15 protein-coding genes and 1 pseudogene are annotated in these 19,709 nt (G+C 67.4%); 11 read left to right on the forward strand and 5 right to left on the reverse strand.

What is annotated here, in order from left to right:
• The first annotated feature begins 33 nt into the window (after positions 1-33).
• A complete protein-coding gene (locus E8L99_RS08540; RefSeq protein WP_137099139.1) occupies positions 34-240 on the forward strand; it encodes a DUF1127 domain-containing protein in 207 nt (68 codons plus the stop codon).
• Between the two features lie 24 nt (positions 241-264).
• Here E8L99_RS08540 and E8L99_RS08545 read toward each other — a convergent pair whose 3' ends face one another.
• Complete coding sequence (locus tag E8L99_RS08545; RefSeq protein ID WP_252511299.1) at positions 265-1,026, reverse strand: transporter substrate-binding domain-containing protein; 762 nt, start codon at positions 1,024-1,026, stop codon at positions 265-267.
• A 203-nt stretch (positions 1,027-1,229) separates the two neighbouring features.
• On the opposite strand from E8L99_RS08545, the gene E8L99_RS08550 reads away from it, so the two are divergent.
• The 3 genes from E8L99_RS08550 (at position 1,230) to E8L99_RS08560 (ending at position 4,706) form a co-directional block, all read left to right on the forward strand.
• Positions 1,230-3,362: a glycosyltransferase family 2 protein gene (locus tag E8L99_RS08550; protein WP_137099141.1), complete on the forward strand. Its 2,133-nt coding sequence runs from the start codon at positions 1,230-1,232 to the stop codon at positions 3,360-3,362.
• An 89-nt stretch (positions 3,363-3,451) separates the two neighbouring features.
• Positions 3,452-4,237 (forward strand): enoyl-CoA hydratase-related protein, encoded by a 786-nt coding sequence (locus E8L99_RS08555; RefSeq protein ID WP_215907062.1) that lies wholly within the window; start codon positions 3,452-3,454, stop codon positions 4,235-4,237.
• Between the two features lie 31 nt (positions 4,238-4,268).
• Positions 4,269-4,706, forward strand: coding sequence for a PaaI family thioesterase (locus tag E8L99_RS08560; RefSeq protein WP_137099142.1), 438 nt, complete (start codon positions 4,269-4,271; stop codon positions 4,704-4,706).
• Between the two features lie 6 nt (positions 4,707-4,712).
• On the opposite strand, the gene E8L99_RS08565 is transcribed toward E8L99_RS08560, so the two are convergent.
• Positions 4,713-5,687, reverse strand: a complete 975-nt coding sequence (locus tag E8L99_RS08565) for an Hsp33 family molecular chaperone (protein ID WP_137099143.1) — start codon at positions 5,685-5,687, stop codon at positions 4,713-4,715.
• 318 nt (positions 5,688-6,005) lie between these two features.
• On the opposite strand from E8L99_RS08565, the gene E8L99_RS08570 reads away from it, so the two are divergent.
• Positions 6,006-6,623 (forward strand): L,D-transpeptidase, encoded by a 618-nt coding sequence (locus E8L99_RS08570; protein ID WP_137099144.1) that lies wholly within the window; start codon positions 6,006-6,008, stop codon positions 6,621-6,623.
• A gap of 136 nt (positions 6,624-6,759) precedes the next feature.
• Positions 6,760-9,192, forward strand: coding sequence for an ATP-dependent helicase (locus E8L99_RS08575; RefSeq protein WP_137099145.1), 2,433 nt, complete (start codon positions 6,760-6,762; stop codon positions 9,190-9,192).
• Between the two features lie 53 nt (positions 9,193-9,245).
• Here the strand turns inward: E8L99_RS08575 and E8L99_RS08580 are convergent.
• A pseudogene (locus tag E8L99_RS08580) lies at positions 9,246-9,968 on the reverse strand (YoaK family protein); the annotation flags it as partial.
• A 187-nt stretch (positions 9,969-10,155) separates the two neighbouring features.
• Positions 10,156-11,214 carry a methyl-accepting chemotaxis protein gene (locus E8L99_RS08585; protein WP_137099147.1) on the reverse strand — a complete coding sequence of 353 codons (1,059 nt, stop codon included), beginning with the start codon at positions 11,212-11,214 and terminating at the stop codon, positions 10,156-10,158.
• 270 nt (positions 11,215-11,484) lie between these two features.
• Between E8L99_RS08585 and E8L99_RS08590 the strand changes: the two genes are divergently transcribed.
• Together E8L99_RS08590 and E8L99_RS08595 are read left to right on the forward strand one after the other, a co-directional pair.
• On the forward strand, positions 11,485-12,387 hold the full coding sequence (locus E8L99_RS08590; protein WP_137099148.1) for a 50S ribosomal protein L11 methyltransferase: 903 nt from the start codon (positions 11,485-11,487) through the stop codon (positions 12,385-12,387).
• Between the two features lie 93 nt (positions 12,388-12,480).
• Entirely contained in the window at positions 12,481-14,934 is a 2,454-nt protein-coding gene (locus E8L99_RS08595) for a penicillin acylase family protein (protein ID WP_137099149.1), read from the forward strand.
• A gap of 247 nt (positions 14,935-15,181) precedes the next feature.
• Here E8L99_RS08595 and gor read toward each other — a convergent pair whose 3' ends face one another.
• The gene (gene gor, locus E8L99_RS08600) at positions 15,182-16,558 is read right to left on the reverse strand and encodes a glutathione-disulfide reductase (RefSeq protein WP_137099150.1); all 1,377 of its coding nucleotides are present in this window, start codon (positions 16,556-16,558) and stop codon (positions 15,182-15,184) included.
• Positions 16,559-16,717: 159 nt separating this feature from the next.
• On the opposite strand from gor, the gene E8L99_RS08605 reads away from it, so the two are divergent.
• From E8L99_RS08605 to E8L99_RS08615, 3 genes are read left to right on the forward strand one after another with little or no spacing between them, the layout of a single operon-like run.
• Entirely contained in the window at positions 16,718-17,695 is a 978-nt protein-coding gene (locus E8L99_RS08605; protein WP_137099151.1) for a Bug family tripartite tricarboxylate transporter substrate binding protein, read from the forward strand.
• Between the two features lie 20 nt (positions 17,696-17,715).
• Positions 17,716-18,168, forward strand: coding sequence for a tripartite tricarboxylate transporter TctB family protein (locus tag E8L99_RS08610; protein WP_168201609.1), 453 nt, complete (start codon positions 17,716-17,718; stop codon positions 18,166-18,168).
• Positions 18,169-18,175: 7 nt separating this feature from the next.
• Complete coding sequence (locus E8L99_RS08615) at positions 18,176-19,684, forward strand: tripartite tricarboxylate transporter permease (protein ID WP_137099153.1); 1,509 nt, start codon at positions 18,176-18,178, stop codon at positions 19,682-19,684.
• Positions 19,685-19,709: the final 25 nt, after the last annotated feature.

Below are 19,709 nucleotides of genomic sequence, written 5' to 3' on the forward strand. Positions count from 1 at the left end.
CATCGGTCGTGGGGTTGCGGGCATTGTCGCCCCATGACCCACGCCATGCCCTTGCCCAAAACCCGCCGGGCGCGATCGCGCCCCGCCTGTTTCAGCGCCTTCAGATCTCTTGTCCGGATTTGGCGCGAACGCCGCGACACGCGCATCCATCTCGGCGAGCTCGAGGCGCATCACCTCGCCGATATCGGGCTCACGGAAGCGGAGCGTCGCCGTGAATGCGCCAAATGGTTCTGGCAGTAAGAGCTTCGCGCAGGCCGGCTGGTCTCAATAGGCCCCGACCGGGAAGGCCTTGAGATAGAGATCGGTATAGACGCCCTTCTCCCACAGCCGTTGCAGCGCGTGGTTGATCGCCAGACGCAAGGGCTCGTTGCCGCGCCGCATCACAATGGCCATGCCCTCGCCGAAGAAGCGGTTCTCGGTGAAGGGGCCGCCGAGAAACCGGCAGCAATCCGCTGAATCCGAGCCATTGAGCCAGAAAGCCATGCCGATACCATCGGCAAACAGCGTATCGACATCGCGGCCCGACAAGGCCTTGCGCGCCTCGGCCAGTGTCGGATAGCGGCGGATCGCCGACTGGGTGAAGAAGGCCTGGATATAGGCTTCGTGCGCGGTGCCGGTGACAACGGCGATGGAGCGTCCGGCAAGCGCCTCGGGCAGTGCCTCGGTCAGCTGCGTGTCCCGCTGCATGGCAAAGCGCGCCGGCGTTTCCAGATAGCGGTCGGACACGTCATAGCGGCGGCGGAGGTCCGGCGTGACGCGCAGCGAAGCGATGATCGCATCGCCGGCATTGCGGTCGAGGCTCTCGGTCAGCGTGTCGAAGCGGCGCGCCTGGATGGTGCAGGGCACCTTGAGCTCGACGCAGATGGCGCGGGCGAGATCGACATTGAAGCCGATCGGCTGGCCATCGGGACCCGCGAAGTTGAACGGCGGGTAATCGTCCTCGGTCAGGAAGCGGATCTGCGGCACGCGCGTCATGTCCACGCGCTCGAGCCGCTTGCGAGGATCCCAGTAATTGGGGATGACCACGCTTGGAGTTGCATCTGGAGCCGGCTGCGGTTGTTGCGCCTGCCCAAAGGAAGAAGCGATCCCCGTCAAAAACAATGCTGCTGCAAGAAGATGTCTGGCCATGATGACTAGGTTGTCGTCCTGATCTCTTCTTCCGGGTTGTTTTGCGGCTAGCATGAGACCACCTGCCCGCGCCGCCGGGCCGTCGATGTGTAACCCAGTCCATGCGTTCAGTCGATCACGTCATCCGGCCGCCGCCGATTGCCGAGCGGGTCTTTCGCCGAGCGCCAGTGCGGGCCCGCCCAGACCCCCGCGGTGCGACGGAGCCCCCGGCAAACGGCCGGCCGCTGATCGACGACCTGCTTCAGCCCCACCGTCGCAGCCTGGCGGAGCTGAAGGCGAAGGCCTGGGGTGTCGCGCCACTGCACGCAGCCCTGGCGGCCGGAATGGTCACCGAACGGCAGATTGCAGCCGCCTTGGCCACGCGGCTTGGCGCTTTCCTTGCCGAACCGCACCATCTTGAAGACATGCTGGCCGCCATCGACCCCGCCGATTGGCAACGGACGATCGCCAGGGGCTATGCGCCGGTTGTGCTGGCCGGCGGCATGAAGGCCGTCCTGCTCGCGCCGGGAGCCGCCGATGCCGAGACGATTGCGGCCAACCCGCAGCGGCTCCTGAGCCTCGGCCTGCCGATCATCGTGGGGACCCCGGCGGACCTGTCGGACCTCGTGCGCCGGCAGTGCCGCAGGGAATGGGTCGCCGAGGCGGTCGGGGGGCTGGCGAGGGACCGGCCAGAAGCTTCGGCCAACGATCGTAGGCTGATGCGGCGAACCGCCTGGATCGCCATGGTCATCGTGCTGCTCGTGTCGCTTGCGCTCGCCCTGGGGCCTGGAGGCCTCTCCGGTGCAACCGGCGCGTTCATCGGGCTGATTGTGCTCGGCTGGCTCGGCGTGCGGCTCGTCGCCTCCGTCCTGCCGGTCCGCCCGGTCCCGCGCCATCCGCTCAGCGATGCCGAACTGCCGGTCTATTCGATCCTCTGCGCGCTGCATCGGGAGGAGACCGTGGTGGCCGGGCTGATCGGCGCGCTCGGCCGTCTGACCTATCCGCGCGCCCGGCTCGACATCCAGCTGATCCTCGAGGCCGATGATCCCGCAACCCTTGCGGCCGTGCGCGCGGCCAACCCGCCGGCCCATATCCGCACCCTGATCCTGCCGCCGGACGGGCCGCGCACCAAGCCCAAGGCGCTGATGATGGCGCTACCGCTGGTCCGCGGCGATCTCCTCACCGTCTATGATGCCGAGGACCGGCCGGATCCCGGCCAGCTGCGCGAGGCAGCCGAAAGCTTTGCGGCCGGCGACGAGCGGCTCGGTTGCCTGCAGGCGCCGCTCCTCATTGCCAATCCACGCGACAGCCTGCTCACCCGCTTCTTCGCTGCCGACTATGCGGCGCAGTTCCTGGTGCTTTTGCCCGCCCTTGCAAGGCTTGGCCTGCCGATCCCGCTGGGCGGCACCTCCAACCATTTCAGGGTCGGGGCCTTGCGTGCCTGCGGCGGCTGGGATCCGTTCAATGTCACCGAGGATGCCGATCTCGGTTTCCGGTTGGCGCGGGCGGGATGGCGCATCGGCACAATCCGCGCGCCGACATGGGAGGAGGCGCCGCCGCGCTTTCGTATCTGGCTCGGCCAGCGCAGCCGCTGGTTCAAGGGTTGGCTGCAGACCCTCGCCGTGCTTGGCCGCCAGCCACGGCAGGTCGCCGCCGACCTCGGCATCCGCGGCACTCTCGCCCTCATGGCGACACTTGCCGGATCGCTCGGTCTCGCCCTGGTCCATCCGGCCTGCATCGCCGGCCTCGCCGCAGCCCTGCTGGCCGGGCACATGCCGCCCTGGGCTGGCGCCCTGGCGCTGGTCGTGGTGGCCGGCCATGCCGGCGCAGCGCTGCATCTTGCCGAGGGATTGCGCCGGTCCGGCCAGCTTCGCATCGTGGCTTGCCTGGTGATCCTGCCGGTCTCGTGGTTGTTGATCGGCATCGCGGCCTGGCGCGCGGTCTGGCAGCTCCACCGCAGCCCGTTTCTCTGGGAGAAGACCGCCCATGGCCTCGGCTCCTGCGCTCCGCCGCAGGCCGCACCGCCGCCGGCGGAGATGACCGAGCTCGACGCCCGAATCATCGGCCTGGCCGCGCGTGCCGAGCAGGTGCTGAGGGCAAAGCAGCACCTTGCCCCCGCGATGGCCGATCACCTGCCGCGCGTGCGGCTGGATGCGCTCGCCATGGGCGCCGGCCCTCTGGCAATTGCCGCGCTGGACCAGTGCCAGCGGCTGGTCGCGGCGGGGCTTGCCGGCAGGCCTCGGTCGGCACCCTGACCCTGCCTCCTATGCCGGATTGCATTCGCCTGTCCGAGCGGCGACAAGCGGTCATTCTGCCGGATGGACCGGCAAGCGGGAGCCGCTGCATGGCCGGCACGATCAAACCGACCGTCATCGTCGAGGATCTGGCGCCGCATGTCGCCCTCGTCCGCATTGAGCGGCCCGAGGCGCGCAATGCGCTCGACATACCGACCCGTCACGCCCTCGCCGAAGCCTTTGCCAGGCTGTCGGTGGATCCCGATGTCCGCGTGATCGTCATCACCGGCACGGGCAAGGCCTTCGCGGCTGGCGCCGATCTCAAGGACATGGCGCCGCGCACCTCGCCCGAGATGATCGCCAGGCGCACCCATCTCCACTGGCAGGTCATCGCGCAATGTCCGAAGCCGGTGATCGCCGCGGTCAATGGCTTCGCGCTCGGTGGTGGCTGCGAACTCGCCATGCATGCCGATCTGATCCTGGCGGCGGAGAGCGCGAAATTCGGCCAGCCCGAGATCAAGGTCGGCATCATGCCGGGCGCCGGCGGCACCCAGCGGCTGGTCCGCGCCGTCGGCAAGTTCAAGGCGATGAAGATCCTGCTCACCGGCGCGATCATCGATGCCGCCGAGGCCGACCGGATCGGACTGGTCACTGAGGTCGTGCCCGATGCGCAACTGATGGACCGCGCCCGCGCGCTGGCGGTGGAACTCGCCATGCTGCCGCCGATCGCGCTGGCCGAGATCAAGGACGTGGTGCTCCACGGCGAGGATCTGCCGCTGGGGGCGGCGCTGGCCCTTGAGCGCAAGGCCTTCCAGTTGCTGTTCTCCACTGACGACCAGAAGGAGGGCATGGGCGCCTTCCTCGACAAGCGTTCGCCCGATTTCAAGGGACGGTGAGAATGACCATTCGGCGTGTGGAGCCTGTAGCGTGACCCTGAAGCCCGACGCCAACGGCATGATCGACGGCCCGACCCATCTCAGCGAGTTCCAGAAGCTGATCGGCTGGGAGGTGCCCGTCTGGGAGGACGGCCATGCGGTCGTCACCTGCACGCTGCGCCCGGAATTCACCAACCGGCGCGGTGGCCTCCATGGCGGCCTGGTCGCGACCCTGATCGATGCGGTAGCCGGTCATGCGGCGCTCGGGCCGCCGCCCGAACGGCCGGGCGAGCCGGCTCCGCCCGGCGTCACCCTGTCGCTCACCATCAATTTTCTCGGCACGCTCCGCGAGGGCACGCTGACCGCCACGGCCAGGCGCACCGGCGGCGGCAAGTCCATCGCCTTCGTCCATGTCACGGTTGAGGGGCCGGATGGCAGCCCTATCGCCGAGGCGACAGGCACGTTCCGCAAGTTCGCGCCCAAGGGATAACCTCGGTCACTCCACCGGGTCGAACTCGCTCGGCGCGAACTTGTAGCTGGTCGAGCAATATTCGCAGGTCACCGTGATCGCGCCGTTCTCCACCATGTCGCGGCGCTCCTCGGCGGTGAAGCTCTGCACGATCTTCTCGATCCGGTCGCGGTTGCAGGTGCAGTGCTCATGCACCCGCATGGCATCCATCACCCTGACGCCCCGTTCGTGGAACAGGCGGTAGAGCAGGCGCTCCGGCGACAGCGTGCGATCGACCAGCTCATCGTCCTCGACCGTGTCGGCAAGCGCGCGCGCTTCCAGCCAGGCATCATCCGGATCGGGCGTCGTCGTGCCCTCCGGCGCATCGCCGGGGGGAAGGTCGCGGTGGATGTGGCTGCCGGCCTCGGGCAGATGCTGCACCATCATGCCGCCGGCCCGCCAGGCCCGGTGCGGCCCGTTCTCGCCGGGCACGACCTCTTCGGCTGCCGCGAGGCGCACGCGCGTGTCGATCTGCTCGGACTGCTGGAAATACTGGTGCGCGGCCTCTTCCAGCCCCTGGCCCTCCAGCGCCACGATGCCCTGATAGCGCTGCATGTCCTGGCCCTGGTCGATGGTCATGACCAGCTGGCCCTTGCCGAGCAGCCGGGCCGGATCATTGTCGCCGACCAATCGCGCGGCCTCCAGCCGGCTCTCGTCGAACCGCGCCAGCGCCCGGACCTTGTCAGGCGTCGACACATCGACCACCAGCATGCGAACAGGGCCGTCGGTCTGCGTCTGCAGGATCAGCCGGCCGTCGAACTTCAGGCCGGAGGCGAGCAACATGGTCAGCGCCGTTGCCTCGGCCAGCAGCCGCGACACCTCCGGCGGATAGCCGTGGCGGTCGATCATCGTGGTGACCGAATGGCCGAGCCGAACCACCCGGCCGCGCAGGTCGAGTTCGTCAACGTGGAACGGCAGAACGATGTCGTCGGCGCCGTGAGTGATATCGGGGATGATTGACATGACGGGCCTATATGGATGCTGGGTCGACAAATTGCGAGGGCCCCGAATCGCGGGGATTATGCTGTCTGGGGAATCACGAAGCCGTGACACCGGGCCCTATTTTCCCGATCAGTCTAGCGGGTTTTGAACGGCAACAGATAACCTGCGTTGCAACCGGGTCACACTGGGGTCGAAACCCAGCGCCGATCAGGCTTGTGCGCAGTTCCACGGTTGCATTGCGGCATTCCATCCCGTCTTCATGAATCTCGCGGTGTCGCAATGTTTCTGGTCCTCACGCAGGCCTCATCGCTCGCTCGTTCAACAGGTCAAGGTTCATCCATGCGGCGCTTTCTGCCCTTCATCGCCACGGCGGCTGCCATACTGCTCTCGGCAACCGTTGCTCAGGCCCAGCTCTTCGGCAATTCCGATCAGCCGATCTTCGATCCGGCCACCAACCAGATGATGCGCGCCGCTCCGCGCACCGACGGTGGGCCTCAGGCCGGCGTTTCCGCCAATCCCGTCCCGCGTGAGACCGTCGCCTATACCGGCGGCCATGCGCCGGGCACCATCGTCATCTCCACGCAGGAGCGCCGCCTCTATCTCGTCCAGGCTGGTGGCACTGCCATCCGCTACGGCGTGGGCGTCGGCCGTCCCGGCTTCTCGTGGGGTGGCGTGCAGACGATCACCCGCAAGGCCGAGTGGCCGGATTGGCGTCCGCCGGCGCAGATGCTGCGTCGCCGCCCCGATCTGCCGCGCTTCATGGCCGGTGGCCCGCAGAACCCGCTTGGCGCCCGCGCCATGTATCTGGGCTCGTCGCTCTACCGCATCCACGGCTCCAACGAGCCGCACACGATCGGCACCGCGGTCTCGTCGGGCTGCTTCCGCCTGACCAATGACGATGTGACCGACCTCTATGGCCGTGTCCGCGTCGGCACGCGCGTCGTCGTCCTGCGCTGATCCGCATCGGGGCGCATTGCGCCCTCAAGGTTCCCAAAGGCCGGCGGCGACGCCGGCCTTTGTCGTTTCAGGCACGGGTTGGAATCCGCTGCCGGAAGCCCCATTTTGGAACCGACCGATTCGAAAGCTGGAGCCCATGGCCGAACCCACCGCCAATCCGCAGCCAACCCTTGCCGAACGGGCAATGGCGGCGCGTTCCGGCGCGGCTGCGGCGGGCTATCTCGCCGGCCTCAATCCCGAGCAACGCGAGGCGGTCGAGACGCTCGACGGCCCGGTTCTGGTGCTGGCCGGCGCCGGCACCGGCAAGACCCGGGTTCTGACCACCCGCATCGCCCACATTCTCAGCCTGCGCAAAGCCTGGCCGGGCGAGATCCTGGCCGTGACCTTCACCAACAAGGCCGCGCGCGAGATGAAGGAGCGCATCGGCAAGCTGGTCGGTGAGGCGGTCGAGGGCATGCCCTGGCTCGGCACATTCCACGCCACCGGCGTCAAGATCCTGCGCCGTCACGCGGAACTCGTCGGACTGAAGCCCGGCTTCACCATCCTCGACACCGACGACCAGGTGCGCCTCCTCAAGCAGCTCATCGCGGCCGAGAATATCGACGAGAAGCGCTGGCCGGCCCGCATGCTCGCCGGTGCGATCGACGGCTGGAAGAACCGCGCGCTGACGCCCGACAAGGTTCCGGCCGGCGAGGGCGGTGCCTATGCCAACGGCCTCGGCGTCAAGCTCTATGCCGATTACCAGGCCCGGCTAAAGACGCTGAACGCCGTCGACTTCGGCGACCTTCTGCTCGAGGTCATCCGGCTGTTCCGCGAGAACCCGGAAGTGCTGGCGCAGTATCAGGCGAAGTTCCGCTACCTGCTGGTGGACGAGTACCAGGACACCAATGTCGCCCAATATCTCTGGCTGCGGCTGCTCGCCCAGCGCAAGCCGGGCGAGATCCAGAACATCTGCTGCGTCGGCGACGACGACCAGTCGATCTATGGCTGGCGTGGCGCCGAGGTCGACAACATCCTGCGCTTCGACAAGGACTTTCCCGGCGCCAAGGTGGTCCGGCTGGAGCGCAACTATCGCTCCACCGGCCATATCCTGGCCACCGCCGCCCATCTCATCGCCCATAACGAGGGCCGGCTCGGCAAGACGCTGTTCACCGACGGCGAGGATGGCGAGAAGCCGGCACTCACCTCCGTGTGGGATTCGGAGGAAGAGGCGCGCTCCATCGGCGAGGAGATCGAACAGATCCAGCGCCAGGGCGACAGCCTCAACGAAGTCGCGATCCTGGTGCGGGCCTCGTTCCAGATGCGCGAATTCGAAGACCGGTTCATCACGATCGGTCTGCCCTACCGGGTGATCGGCGGTCCGCGCTTCTACGAGCGCCTCGAAGTGCGCGATGCGCTGGCCTATCTGCGCTGCGTCGCCTCTCCCTCCGACGACCTTGCCTTCGAGCGCATCGTCAACACGCCGAAGCGTGGCCTGGGCGACGCCACCCTGCAGCTTCTGCACGACCATGCGCGCGCCCGGCAGGTGCCGCTGATGCAGGCCGCCAAGGTGATGGTCGAGACCGAGGACCTGAAGCCCAAGGTGCGCGGTGCGCTCCGCAGCCTGATCGAGAACTTCGACCGCTGGACATCCAAGCTCGACCTCCTGCCGCAGAACGAACTGGCCGAGCTGGTTCTCGAGGAGAGCGGCTATACCGAGATGTGGCAGAAGGACCGCACCGCCGAGGCGGCCGGTCGCCTGGAAAACCTCAAGGAGCTTGTGCGCTCCATGGAGGAGTTCGAGAGCCTGTCAGGCTTCCTGGAACATATCGCTCTTGTCACCGATGCGCGCGGCGAGGGCGAGACGGAAGACGCGGTGTCGATCATGACGCTGCACTCGGCCAAGGGCCTCGAATTCGAGACCGTCTTCCTGCCCGGCTGGGAGGAAGGCCTGTTCCCGCACCAGCGCTCGCTCGACGAGAACGGTCGCGCCGGTCTCGAGGAGGAGCGCCGCCTGGCCTATGTCGGCATTACCCGCGCCAGGCGGAAGGCGCGCATCTATTTTGCCGGCAACAGACGCATTCACGGCCTCTGGCAATCGACTGTGCCGAGCCGCTTCGTCAATGAATTGCCCGGTGACCACGTGGCCATTTCCGAGGGGCTCGGCACCGCCGGCTATGGCGGCATGGGCCGCGGCGGCTTTGGCCAGAGCCGGTTCGACAAGGCCGAGAGCTTCGGCTCGACCTATCAGACGCCGGGCTGGCAGCGCGCCCAGGCGCAAAAGTCGCTTGCCGATGCCCAGGGCCGTTTCACCGGCCGCACCGGCAGCCAGGCCTTCGGTTCGACCTTCGCCGAGGGGCGCGGCGGCTTCCAGGGGCGCCTGACAGATCGCACACCGTCGGGACGCCTGATCGAGGGCGAGCTCGTCGCCAAATCCGGCGAGCCCTCGCGCTACAAGACAGGCGACCGCGTGTTCCATCTGAAGTTCGGCTATGGCGACGTGGTCTCGGCGGATGGCAACAAGCTGCTCGTCCAGTTCGACAAGGCCGGCGAGAAGCGTGTGGTCGACAGCTTCGTCGAGGCGGCATGAGCGCTGTCGCCTAGCCGGCATTGCGGAGGGTGTCAGTTCTTCTGGAACAGCGCCCGGATATCGTCGGTCACCGGCAGGATCGCGATCGTGAAGATCACGAGGCTGAGGATATAGGCGAACGAGAAACCGGCCTGCTTGAAGCAGACGGCGCCGACAATGCCGCCGACGAAGAACATCCCGCACAACACGCTGAGCAGCCAGAGCTTGGGGCGGTCCGCCCTGACCGGCTCGGCGTCCTTGCTGACGTTGATGTAGAGCAGCTTGCCGAGCTCGATGCCGATATCCGTGGTGATGCCCGTGACATGGGTCGTCCGGATGCGGCTCTTCGACAGCTTGGTGATGATGGCATTCTGCAATCCCATGATGAAGCAGAGCAGCATCACGGTCGACGGCACGAAGAACCAGACATTGTGCTGGAGCAGGGGCCCGAGCGCGCCGAAAAGCGCCAGCAGCAGGGCTTCCAGCACGAGCGGAAAGGCATATTCGCTGTGCAGCTTCAGGCGCCGGCCCCAGTTCACCAGAATGGCCGAGACGCCAGCGCCCGCCACGAAGGACAGGAAGGCCCCGAGACCGCCGGCAACCAGGCTCAGATCGCCGAGCACGATATTGTCGGCCATGGCCGAGACAATGCCCGACATATGCGAAGTGTATTGCTGGACGGCCATGAACCCGCCCGCATTGGCCGCTCCGGCGACGAAGGTCAGGACGAAGGCAAGGTGGCGGTCAGCCTCCTCGCTGCGATCCCGTTTCGTCAGATGGCGGAAATAATAGTCCATCGCGCATCGACGCCCCTATGCCGCGGGGGAGATACCCGCCCGCAGCTGACCAGGTGGTGTGGCTGTCGGGGCAGATGTCGTGCGCATGGCGGGAAATCCTCGCTGGTGTCCCCTGCGATCAGCAGGCGATGCACTGTCATCCTATACCCAGCGAGGCCCGGTGGAAGTCCCGATCTTCGGTCGCGTGCTAGCGCGCCTTCTGCTGGATGACGCCATACCAGCCGAGGCCGCGATAGGTCTCATAGCCCGGCGTCAGGTGGAATGCGGTCGTCGTGCCGTCGGGACCGGTGATGCATCCGGAAGCCTGCCCACCGGTCGCCAGAGGGACCGTCTCGGTCAGGACACCCGCACCATCCGAGCTCGCCAGGACCCGGTTCTGGGCATCGACCAGAAGCACGCGGCTGCGCCGGGCTTCCTCTTGCGTGAGCCTGACGCCCCTGACGATGGTTTCCGCCTGCGGCTGCCAGTCGAAATGGACGGCCAGCACGCCGAGCGGCTTGCCATTGACCCGCCCGCCGTCGCGCACAGCGGTGGCATAGGTGGCAACCTCGGCACCATTGAGCGGGCCGCAGCGCGAGACATCGGAGACCGTGTAATCGTCGCCGGAGCGCAGGCCCATCGCATCGCGGAACCAGCGTTCCCCGCGCACAGATTGGCCGGTCACCGGAAAGCGCTCGGGGCGCCCGTTGGCGATGATCGTGCCGTCGGCGTCGCACAGCCAGAGATCGAGATAGACGGTATAGGCGGCAAGGATGACCGCCAGCCGCGAACTGGCGAAGGCGGCAGCCTCGCTGCCGCCGGCGAGGGCGTCGACCACGGCGGAATCGGTCGCCCACCAGCGCACGTCGCAGGTCCGCTCATAGAGATTGCGGTCCATGATCTCGATCGCGTTGAGCGCGAGATCGACCAGCCGGTCGCCCGCCGCGGTGCGGGCCATGGTCAGCGTCATGGTCTCGAGGGCGCCGATCTGCTCGGCGAGTTCGCGCGACAGCGTGTCGGCGATCTCGCCCACCGTCGTCGAGATCTGGCGCACTTCGGCGGCCACCACCGAGAAGCCGCGCCCCTGGTCGCCAGCGCGCGCCGCTTCGATCAGCGCATTGAGCGCCAGCATGCGCAGGCTGTTGGTCACTTTCTGGATGTCGTCGATCTTGCCATTGGCCACCCCCCGGACGGAGCGGGCCAGGGTGATGATGTTGTCGAGGGTGGGGGAGGAGGAGTCCGGGATCGATCGGGCAGGCACTGACATGGGGCGACGACCTTGTTTGCACTGGCCCGAAGCTCCCCGATGCTGGTTAATCAAGAATGAAATGCCAGCAAGATCAGATGATTAGATGAAAATTTGTGCAGCCTCTGACGTTACGGAAGGTAACGTGGTCTGCCCGTCAGCGGTGCTGCACAAACCTTGAGCATTTCCATGCTCTGTGGGCCGTGGGCACGTTTGCGCCGAGCGGGTCAAAACCCCTGCGAAGGCAGCCTTGACCCGTGACAGGCAGCCGTCGCCGCTTTATGGAACACCATGCTCGAAGGTCTGCACCCCGTGTCACCCACCCATCTCATGCGTCTGGAAACCTCGGAGCGCGCCGCAAGGCGCGTCGCCGACATCGTCTCCGAAACCTTCGACCCGGCGGAGACCGCGGTCGCCGCCTTCGAGGCGCCCGACGGCAAGATCTGGCTGGTCGAGGTGTTCTTCCGCGAACAGCCGGACGAAGCCAATGTGCGCGAACTGGTGCGGGCGGCGGCTGGCGATCCCGTCGCAGCCTGCCTGACCTTCCATGCGATCGAATCCAAGGACTGGGTGCGGACCTCGCTGGATGGCCTGAAGCCGGTCCAGTCCGGCCGCTTCACTGTCTTCGGCAGCCACGACCGCGACAAGGTCGCGCTGAACGCGATCCCCATCGAAATCGAGGCGGCGCTCGCCTTCGGCACCGGCCATCACGGCACGACGCTCGGCTGCCTCAATGCGATCGACCGGCTGGCCAAGCGCGGCCGCGCCTTCCGTCCGCTCGATGTCGGCACCGGCACCGGTGTTCTGGCGATTGCCGCCGCTCTGCGCCACCGCGTTCCGGTGCTCGCCTCCGACATCGATGCCATCTCGGTCATCGCCGCGCGCGAGAATGCGGTGATCAACAAGGCCCGGGCCTATGCCCAGGTGATCCATGCCGCCGGCCTGAAGGATGCGCGGTTCCGCCGTGGCGCGCCCTATGATCTGGTGCTCGCCAATATCCTCCCGCGCCCGCTGGTGGGCCTGGCGACCGATCTCGTCCGCCTCGTCGCGCCGGGCGGCACCGTGGTGCTGTCGGGCATCATTCCGCCCCACGCCAACCTGGTCATCTCGGCCTACCGCGACCGCGGCCTCCATCTGGTGAGCCGGCAATTGATCGAAGGCTGGGTGACGCTGACCATGCAGCGCGGGCGCTGAGTCCCGCATTGGCTGTCGCCATCGGCTGGCCGGCCTGCTTGCGCACCGCGCCCGTGCAATGATCAACTCCGCCTCCCCGACGGGAGAGGCTCTATGTTGCGCATCATCGGCAAGCTCGCGAAATGGACCCTGGTCCTTGTCCTGCTGCTGGTCGTCGCGGCCGTGGGCGGTGCGCTCTGGTACTGGCGCGCCGTCGAGCCGCAGGTGGCGGGAACGCTTGGCGTTCCGGGCTTCGACCGCCCGGTCGAGATCGTCCGCGATCGCGAGGGCGTCGCCCATATCTTCGCCGCAACCGACACCGACGCCAGCGCGGCGCTCGGCTTCGTCCATGCCCAGGACCGCCTGTGGCAGCTGGATTTGAACCGCCGCATCGCCAATGGGCGGCTGTCGGAGATCGTCGGGCCGCCGGGGCTGGAGACCGATCGCTTCCTGCGCACCATCGGCATTCGCCGCACGGCGGAAGCGATCTGGCGCAATGTCGATGCCGAGACCCGCGCGCACCTGCTGGCCTATGCGCGCGGCGTCAACGCCTTCCTCGAAACATCGACCTCGCCGCTGCCGCCGGAATTCCAGATCCTGCGAGCACCCCGACCCGAGCCCTGGACACCGGTCGATTCCATCGGCTGGTCGCTGATGATGGCGCTCGACCTCGGCGGCAATCTGAACAGCGAGATCATGCGCCTCAGGCTCGCCCAGGCCGGCCTGTCGATGGAGCGGATCGGGCAGATCCTGCCGCCCTATCCCGGCGAGACCTGGCCGGCGCTTCCCGACTACACCGCGCTCTACAAGGCGCTGGGGCCCGAGGCGCGCGCCGCCGCCGAAGCCATCCGGCCCTTCGACATTGGACTTGAGGGCATAGGTTCCAACAACTGGGTCGTGTCCGGCGCCCGCTCCGAGACCGGCAAGCCGCTGCTCGCCAACGATCCACATCTCGGGCTTTCGGCCCCGGCGCTCTGGTATTTCGCACGGATGACCTCGCCGGCTGGAACGGTGATCGGCGCGAGCCTGCCCGGCACGCCCGGCATCATCCTCGGGCGCAACGAGCGCATCGCCTGGGGCTTCACCAATACCGGCCCCGACGTGCAGGACCTCTATATCGAGAAGGTCGATGGCCGTGATCCCATGCTCTACCAGGCGCCGGGGGGCTGGCAGCGCTTCGACACCGTCCAGGAGCGCATCAAGGTCAGGGGAGCCGCCGATGTCACGCTGACGGTGCGCATCTCGCGTCACGGGCCGGTTATTTCCGATGGCGCCTCGCGCGGCGCCACGACGGCCACGCCGCGCGGCTATGCCCTGGCGCTGCGCTGGACCGCGCTCAGCCCCGACAACCTGACGGTGCAGGCGGCAAGCCGGATGAACCGGGCGGCCAATTGGCCCGAATTCCTCGAGGCCGTCCGCCATTTCCACTCGCCGCAACAGAACATGGTCTATGCCGATGTCGACGGAAACATCGGCTATGTCGCGGCCGGACAGGTGCCGATCCGCAAGCCGGACAACGACCTGCGCGGCCTGTTTCCGGCGCCCGGCTGGGACGCCCGCTATGACTGGGCGGGCTTCATCCCGTTCGGCGAATTGCCGCGCGAGTACAATCCCGAGCGTGGCTATCGCCTCACCGCCAATGAGCGCATCACGCCGGAGAACTACCCCCATCACATCACTTCGGAATGGGCGACCCCGCACCGCGCCGATCGCATTCGTGAGCTGCTGGCGGCCCGCGACAAGCACTCCCTCGACAGTTTCCGCGTGATCCAGTCCGACCATCGGTCGAACGCTGTCCGCGAGATCCTGCCGCTGCTGATCGCCGCCTATCCCACCGGCGACGAGGAGCGCCGGCGCGCGACACCGCCCCGCGAGCGGCAGGTGCTGGATCTCCTCAAGAGCTTCGACGGCACGATGGCGACCGACCGGGCCGAGCCCCTGATCGTCACGGCCTGGCTGCGTGAACTCACCCGCCTCGTCTATGCCGACGAACTGGGGCCACGGCTCTTCGCTGACTATTGGGACCAGCGGCAGGTCTTCATGATGTCGGTCCTGCGCAACGAGGGCGGCGCGGGCAGCTGGTGCGCCAGCCGCACGGTCCCCGCAACCTCCTGCGCGACGCTCGCCTCGCGGGCGCTGGAACTGGCGCTCGACGATCTGGAGAAGCGCTATGGCGCCGACCGGTCAGCCTGGCGCTGGGGCGTGGCTCACGATGCCCGCTCCGAACATCGCCCCTTCGCGCGCGTCGCGTCGCTCGCTCGTTTCTTCGATGTGCGCGTTCCCGTGCCCGGCGATACTTACACGGTCAACGTCAATCGCCACACGATCCGCAATGACGAGGAACCGTTCGTGTCGCGCCATTCGGCGTCGCTCCGCGCGCTCTACGACATGGCCGATCCCGAACGCTCGGTGTTCATCCACTCGACGGGACAGTCGGGCCTGCCGACCTCGTCGCTCTACCGCAATCTCGCTGAGCGATGGGCGCGGGTCGACTACATCCCCATGCGCACCCGCCGCGCGGATATCGAACAGGGCGCGATTGGGACCTTGAGGCTCAATCCGCGCTGAGGCGGTTCTGAACGCCAGTGATGGCGTGGTGCTGAAACAGGGCTTCCTCACCGGCTGTCAGCCAAGCCGACGCTTGCCCCTCACCCTGACCCTCTCCCCGCCAGCGGGGAGAGGGAACGCCTCCGCTCTCCATCCACCGTCGATCTGTCGGAACCAGCGGGAGAACCGCGCGGTCTCAAAGAGAGCGCAATCTGTTCCCTCTCCCCGCCTGCGGGGAGAGGGCTAGGGTGAGGGGCGGGGCGGAGGCCTACTCGCCCTTGGCGTAGCGGGCGCTCGGCGTGCGCATGGTCACGAGCTCTTCCGCCGCCGTCGGATGCACCGCCATCGTGCCGTCGAAATCGGCCTTGGTCGCGCCCATCTTCACCGCGATCCCGGCGAGCTGGATCATTTCACCGGCATCCGGGCCGCAGACATGGACACCGAGCACCTTGTCGGTCTCGCCGTCGACCACCAGCTTCATCAGCATGCGTGTGTCGCGCCCCGACAGCGTGTGCTTCATCGGCCGGAATGTCGCGCGGTAGATGTCGACCGCATGGCCCTTGGCGCGGGCCTGCTGCTCCGACAGGCCGACCGTGCCGATCTCCGGCTCGGAGAACACCGCGGTCGGAATGGTGGAATGATCCGCCGACCAGGGATTGCCGCCGAAGATCGTGTCGGCGAAGGCATGGCCCTCGCGGATCGCCACCGGGGTCAGGTTCACGCGGTTGGTCACGTCGCCGACCGCGAAGATCGTGCGCACCGACGAGCGGCTGCGGCCATCCACCTTGATCGCGCCCACCTCGTCGAGTGCGACGCCGACCGCTTCCAGGCCAAGGTTGGCCGTGTTGGGTTTGCGCCCGATGGCCATCAACACCTGGTCGGCCTCGATCGGCGCATGGCCGTTGCGGAACGCCACCGTCAGGCCGCCGGGGCCCTTGTCGATGCGCTCGAAGGTCTCGCTCATCACCAGCTTGATGCCCTTCTTGGCATATTCGCCCATCAGGTGATCGCGCACATCCTCGTCGAAGCCGCGCAGGATCTTCTCGCCCCGGTAGACCAGTGTGACCTCGGATCCGAGGCCCGCGAAGACGCCGGCGAATTCCACCGCGATATAGCCGCCGCCGGCAATGACGATCCGCTTCGGCTGCTCGGTAAGATGGAACACCTCATTGGACGAGATCGTGTGTTCGAGCCCCGGCAGCGCCTCGTCGGTCGAGGGGCGGCCGCCGGTGGCCACCAGGATGTAGCGGGCCTTGATGGCGCGGCCGTCGGCGAGCGTCACCTCGTTCTCGCCGGTGACCGTCGCGCGCTGCTTGACGATGGTCACGCCGGCCTTGGCGAGATTGCTGTCATAGATGCCTTCGAGCCTGCCGATCTCGCGGTCCTTGGCGGCGATGAAGGCCTTCCAGTCGAACGAGGTTGCGCCGACCGTCCAGCCGAAGCCCGCCGCATCCTCGAAATGCTCGTGATATTGCGAGGCATAGACCATCAGCTTCTTCGGCACGCAGCCGCGGATGACGCAGGTGCCGCCCATCCGGTATTCCTCGGCGAGCATGACGCTCGCCCCGTGCTGGGCCGCGATGCGGCCTGCGCGCACGCCGCCCGAGCCGCCACCGATGACGAACAGATCGACGTCGTAGGTCATACCGAATCCCTTTCAGATTGAAGGGCGAAGATAGGCATTGCCGCAGAGGCGCGACAGGGGGATATCCGTCACATCGTCCTGGCATTCCCCGTATTTGCACCTATTGGGCTTCGGGCCGGATGAGTTCAGGGTCGGCCAAAGCATTCCGGGAGTGACGCCATGACCAACCTTTCACGCCGCGAGGCCCTCGCAGCCGGCGCGGGCGCTGCCCTGTCGCTGCTGGCAAATCCGGCTTTCGCGCAGGCGCTGACCGAGATGAAGATCCTCGTGCCGGCGGCCCCTGGCGGCGGCTGGGACCAGACCGGCCGCGTCATGCAGGGCGTGCTGATCGGCCAGAAGATCGTGCGCTCGGCGCAGGTGACCAATGTGGCCGGTGCGGGCGGCACGATCGGCATTGCCCAGTTCGTCAACGGCTTCAAGGGCGACCCGACCGGCATCATGGTGTCGGGCTTCGTCATGGTCGGCGCCATTCTGATGAACAAGGCGCCGGTGACGCTCGATGCGGTCACGCCTATCGCCAGGCTCACCGGCGAATGGCAGGCACTGGTGGTCGCGCAGAACTCGCCGATCAAGACGGTGCAGGACCTGGTGGCCGCGGTGAAGACCGATGTCGCCAAGGTCAGTTGGGGCGGCGGCTCCGCCGGTGGCGTCGACCACATCACCGCCGCCATGTTCGCCGGCAAGGCCGGTGCCGATGGTTCCAAGGTCAATTACATCGCCCATTCCGGCGGCGGCGAGGCGCTGGCAGCCATCCTGTCCGGCCGCGTGACGGTCGGCGTCGGCGGCGCCAGCGAGTTCGATCAGCACGTCAAGGGCCGCCGCATGCGCTGGCTGGGCCTGACAGCACCGGCCGGCACGGCGGGCCTTCCCGGCCCGACGCTGACCGAACAGGGCTTCGACCTGCAATTGCAGAACTGGCGCGGCCTGTTCGCCGGTCCCGGCCTCTCGACCGAGCAGATCGCGGCCATCGGTGAGGTGGTGAAGCAGATGGTGAAGTCGCCCTCCTGGGCCGAGCAGCTGGCCGCCAAGGGCTGGCAGGACACCTATCTCGACCGCGAGCCCTTCGCTGAGTTCGTCAAGGCCGAGGTGCAGCGCGTCGACGGCGTGCTGCGCGAACTCGGACTGGTCAAAGCCTGATGTCGGACGCAAGCCCCCGCATGTCCGACAAGCCGGTCATCGCCATCGGCTTCGGCCTGATCGCCACCGCAGGCCTTGTCGTCTGGCAATCCTGGGGCCTTGCCGCCAGCTTCGGCAACCAGGCCATCGGCCCGCAGATGATGCCGTTCCTGGTCAGCGGTCTGCTGGCCTTCTTTGGGCTCCTCACCGTGCTCGAGGGCGTGAAGGGCGCGACCCCGCCGCGCGAGGGCGAGGACTGGGTCTCGGTCCTCTGGATCGCCGGTGGCCTCGCTGTGATGCTCGCGCTGATCAAGACGGCAGGCTTCATCCCGGCCATCGCGATCCTGTTTGCGGCCACCGCCCGCGGCTTCGGCTCAACCCGGGCGCTGGTCGACCTGGCGCTCGGTGCCGTCATGGGCCTCGTCGTCTACCTATTCTTCGTCAGGGTTCTCGGCCTGTCGCTGCCGACCGGCCTGTTCGAAACCCTGTTCTGAGGCCGTCATGGACACGCTTGCCCAGCTCCTGAACGGCCTCGCCATCGCGATCCAGCCGATGAACCTGATGTTCGCGCTGATCGGCGTGACGCTCGGCACGGCGGTCGGCGTCCTGCCCGGCATCGGTCCGGCCATGACGGTCGCGCTCCTGCTGCCCGTCACCTTCAAGCTCGACCCCGGCGGGTCGCTGATCATGTTCGCCGGCATCTATTACGGCGGCATGTATGGCGGCTCGACCACCTCGATCCTGCTCAACACGCCAGGCGAAAGTGCGTCGATCGTCACGGCGCTGGAGGGCAACAAGATGGCCAAGGCCGGCCGCGGCGGACCGGCGCTCGCCACCGCCGCCATCGGCTCGTTCGTCGCGGGCACCATCGCCACCGCCATGCTCACCATCTTCGCGCCCTGGCTGGCGGAGATCGCCATTGCCTTCGGGCCGGAAGACTATTTCGCCCTGATGGTGGTGGCCTTCATCACGGTCTCGGCGACCTTCGGCTCGTCGCGGCTTCGCGGCCTCACCTCGTTGGCCATCGGCCTGACGCTGGGCCTGGTCGGCATCGACAAGCTCACGGGCCAGGCGCGCCTGGCCTTCGGCGTACCGGATCTTCTGGATGGCCTGGAGGTGACGACGGTGGCGGTCGCCATGTTCGCGGTCGGCGAGGCCATGGCGGTGGCCGGGGGTCGCAAGCGCGAGGGCGGCTCGGGCACGATCGAGGCGATCCGCGGATCGCTCTGGATGACGAAGGAGGACTGGAAGCGCTCCTGGGGGCCCTGGCTGCGCGGCACCGCCTTCGGCTTCCCGATCGGCGCCTTGCCGGCCGGCGGCGCCGAGATCCCGACCTTCCTGTCCTATGCGACGGAAAAGAAGATCAGCAAGCACCCGGAAGAGTTTGGTCAGGGCGCGATCGAAGGGGTGGCCGGCCCCGAGGCCGCCAACAATGCCTCCGCCGCCGGCACGCTGGTGCCGCTCCTGACGCTCGGCATCCCCACCTCGGCCACCGCCGCCATCATGCTCGCCGGCTTCCAGCAATATAACCTCCAGCCCGGTCCGCTCCTCTTCGTCACCTCGCCTGACGTGGTCTGGGGGCTGATCGCCTCGCTGTTCATCGCCAATGTCATGCTGGTCGTGCTCAACCTGCCGCTGGTCGGCCTGTGGGTGAAGCTCCTGTCGATCCCGCGCCCCTGGCTCTATGGCGGCATTCTCGTCTTCGCGACCGTCGGTGTGCTGGCCGCCAAGGCCTCGCTGGTCGAGCTGTCGCTGGTGCTGGTGCTCGGATTGCTGGCCTTCGCCATGCGCCGCTTCGACTATCCGATCGCCCCCGTCATCGTTGGCATGATCCTCGGGCCCATGGCGGAGACGCAGCTCCGCCGCGCGCTGCAGATCACCAATGGCGATGCCACCGTGCTGGTCACCAGCCCGATCTCGGCGACGCTGCTGGCGATTGCGGTGCTCGCGCTGCTCGCGCCGATCCTCTGGGCGAAGCTCGGCTGGACCATGAAGGCCGACGAGGACTGAGCGGCGGGGAGGGGCGGCCCCGCCC

This window comes from Phreatobacter aquaticus, assembly GCF_005160265.1.
Taxonomy (GTDB): domain Bacteria; phylum Pseudomonadota; class Alphaproteobacteria; order Rhizobiales; family Phreatobacteraceae; genus Phreatobacter; species Phreatobacter aquaticus.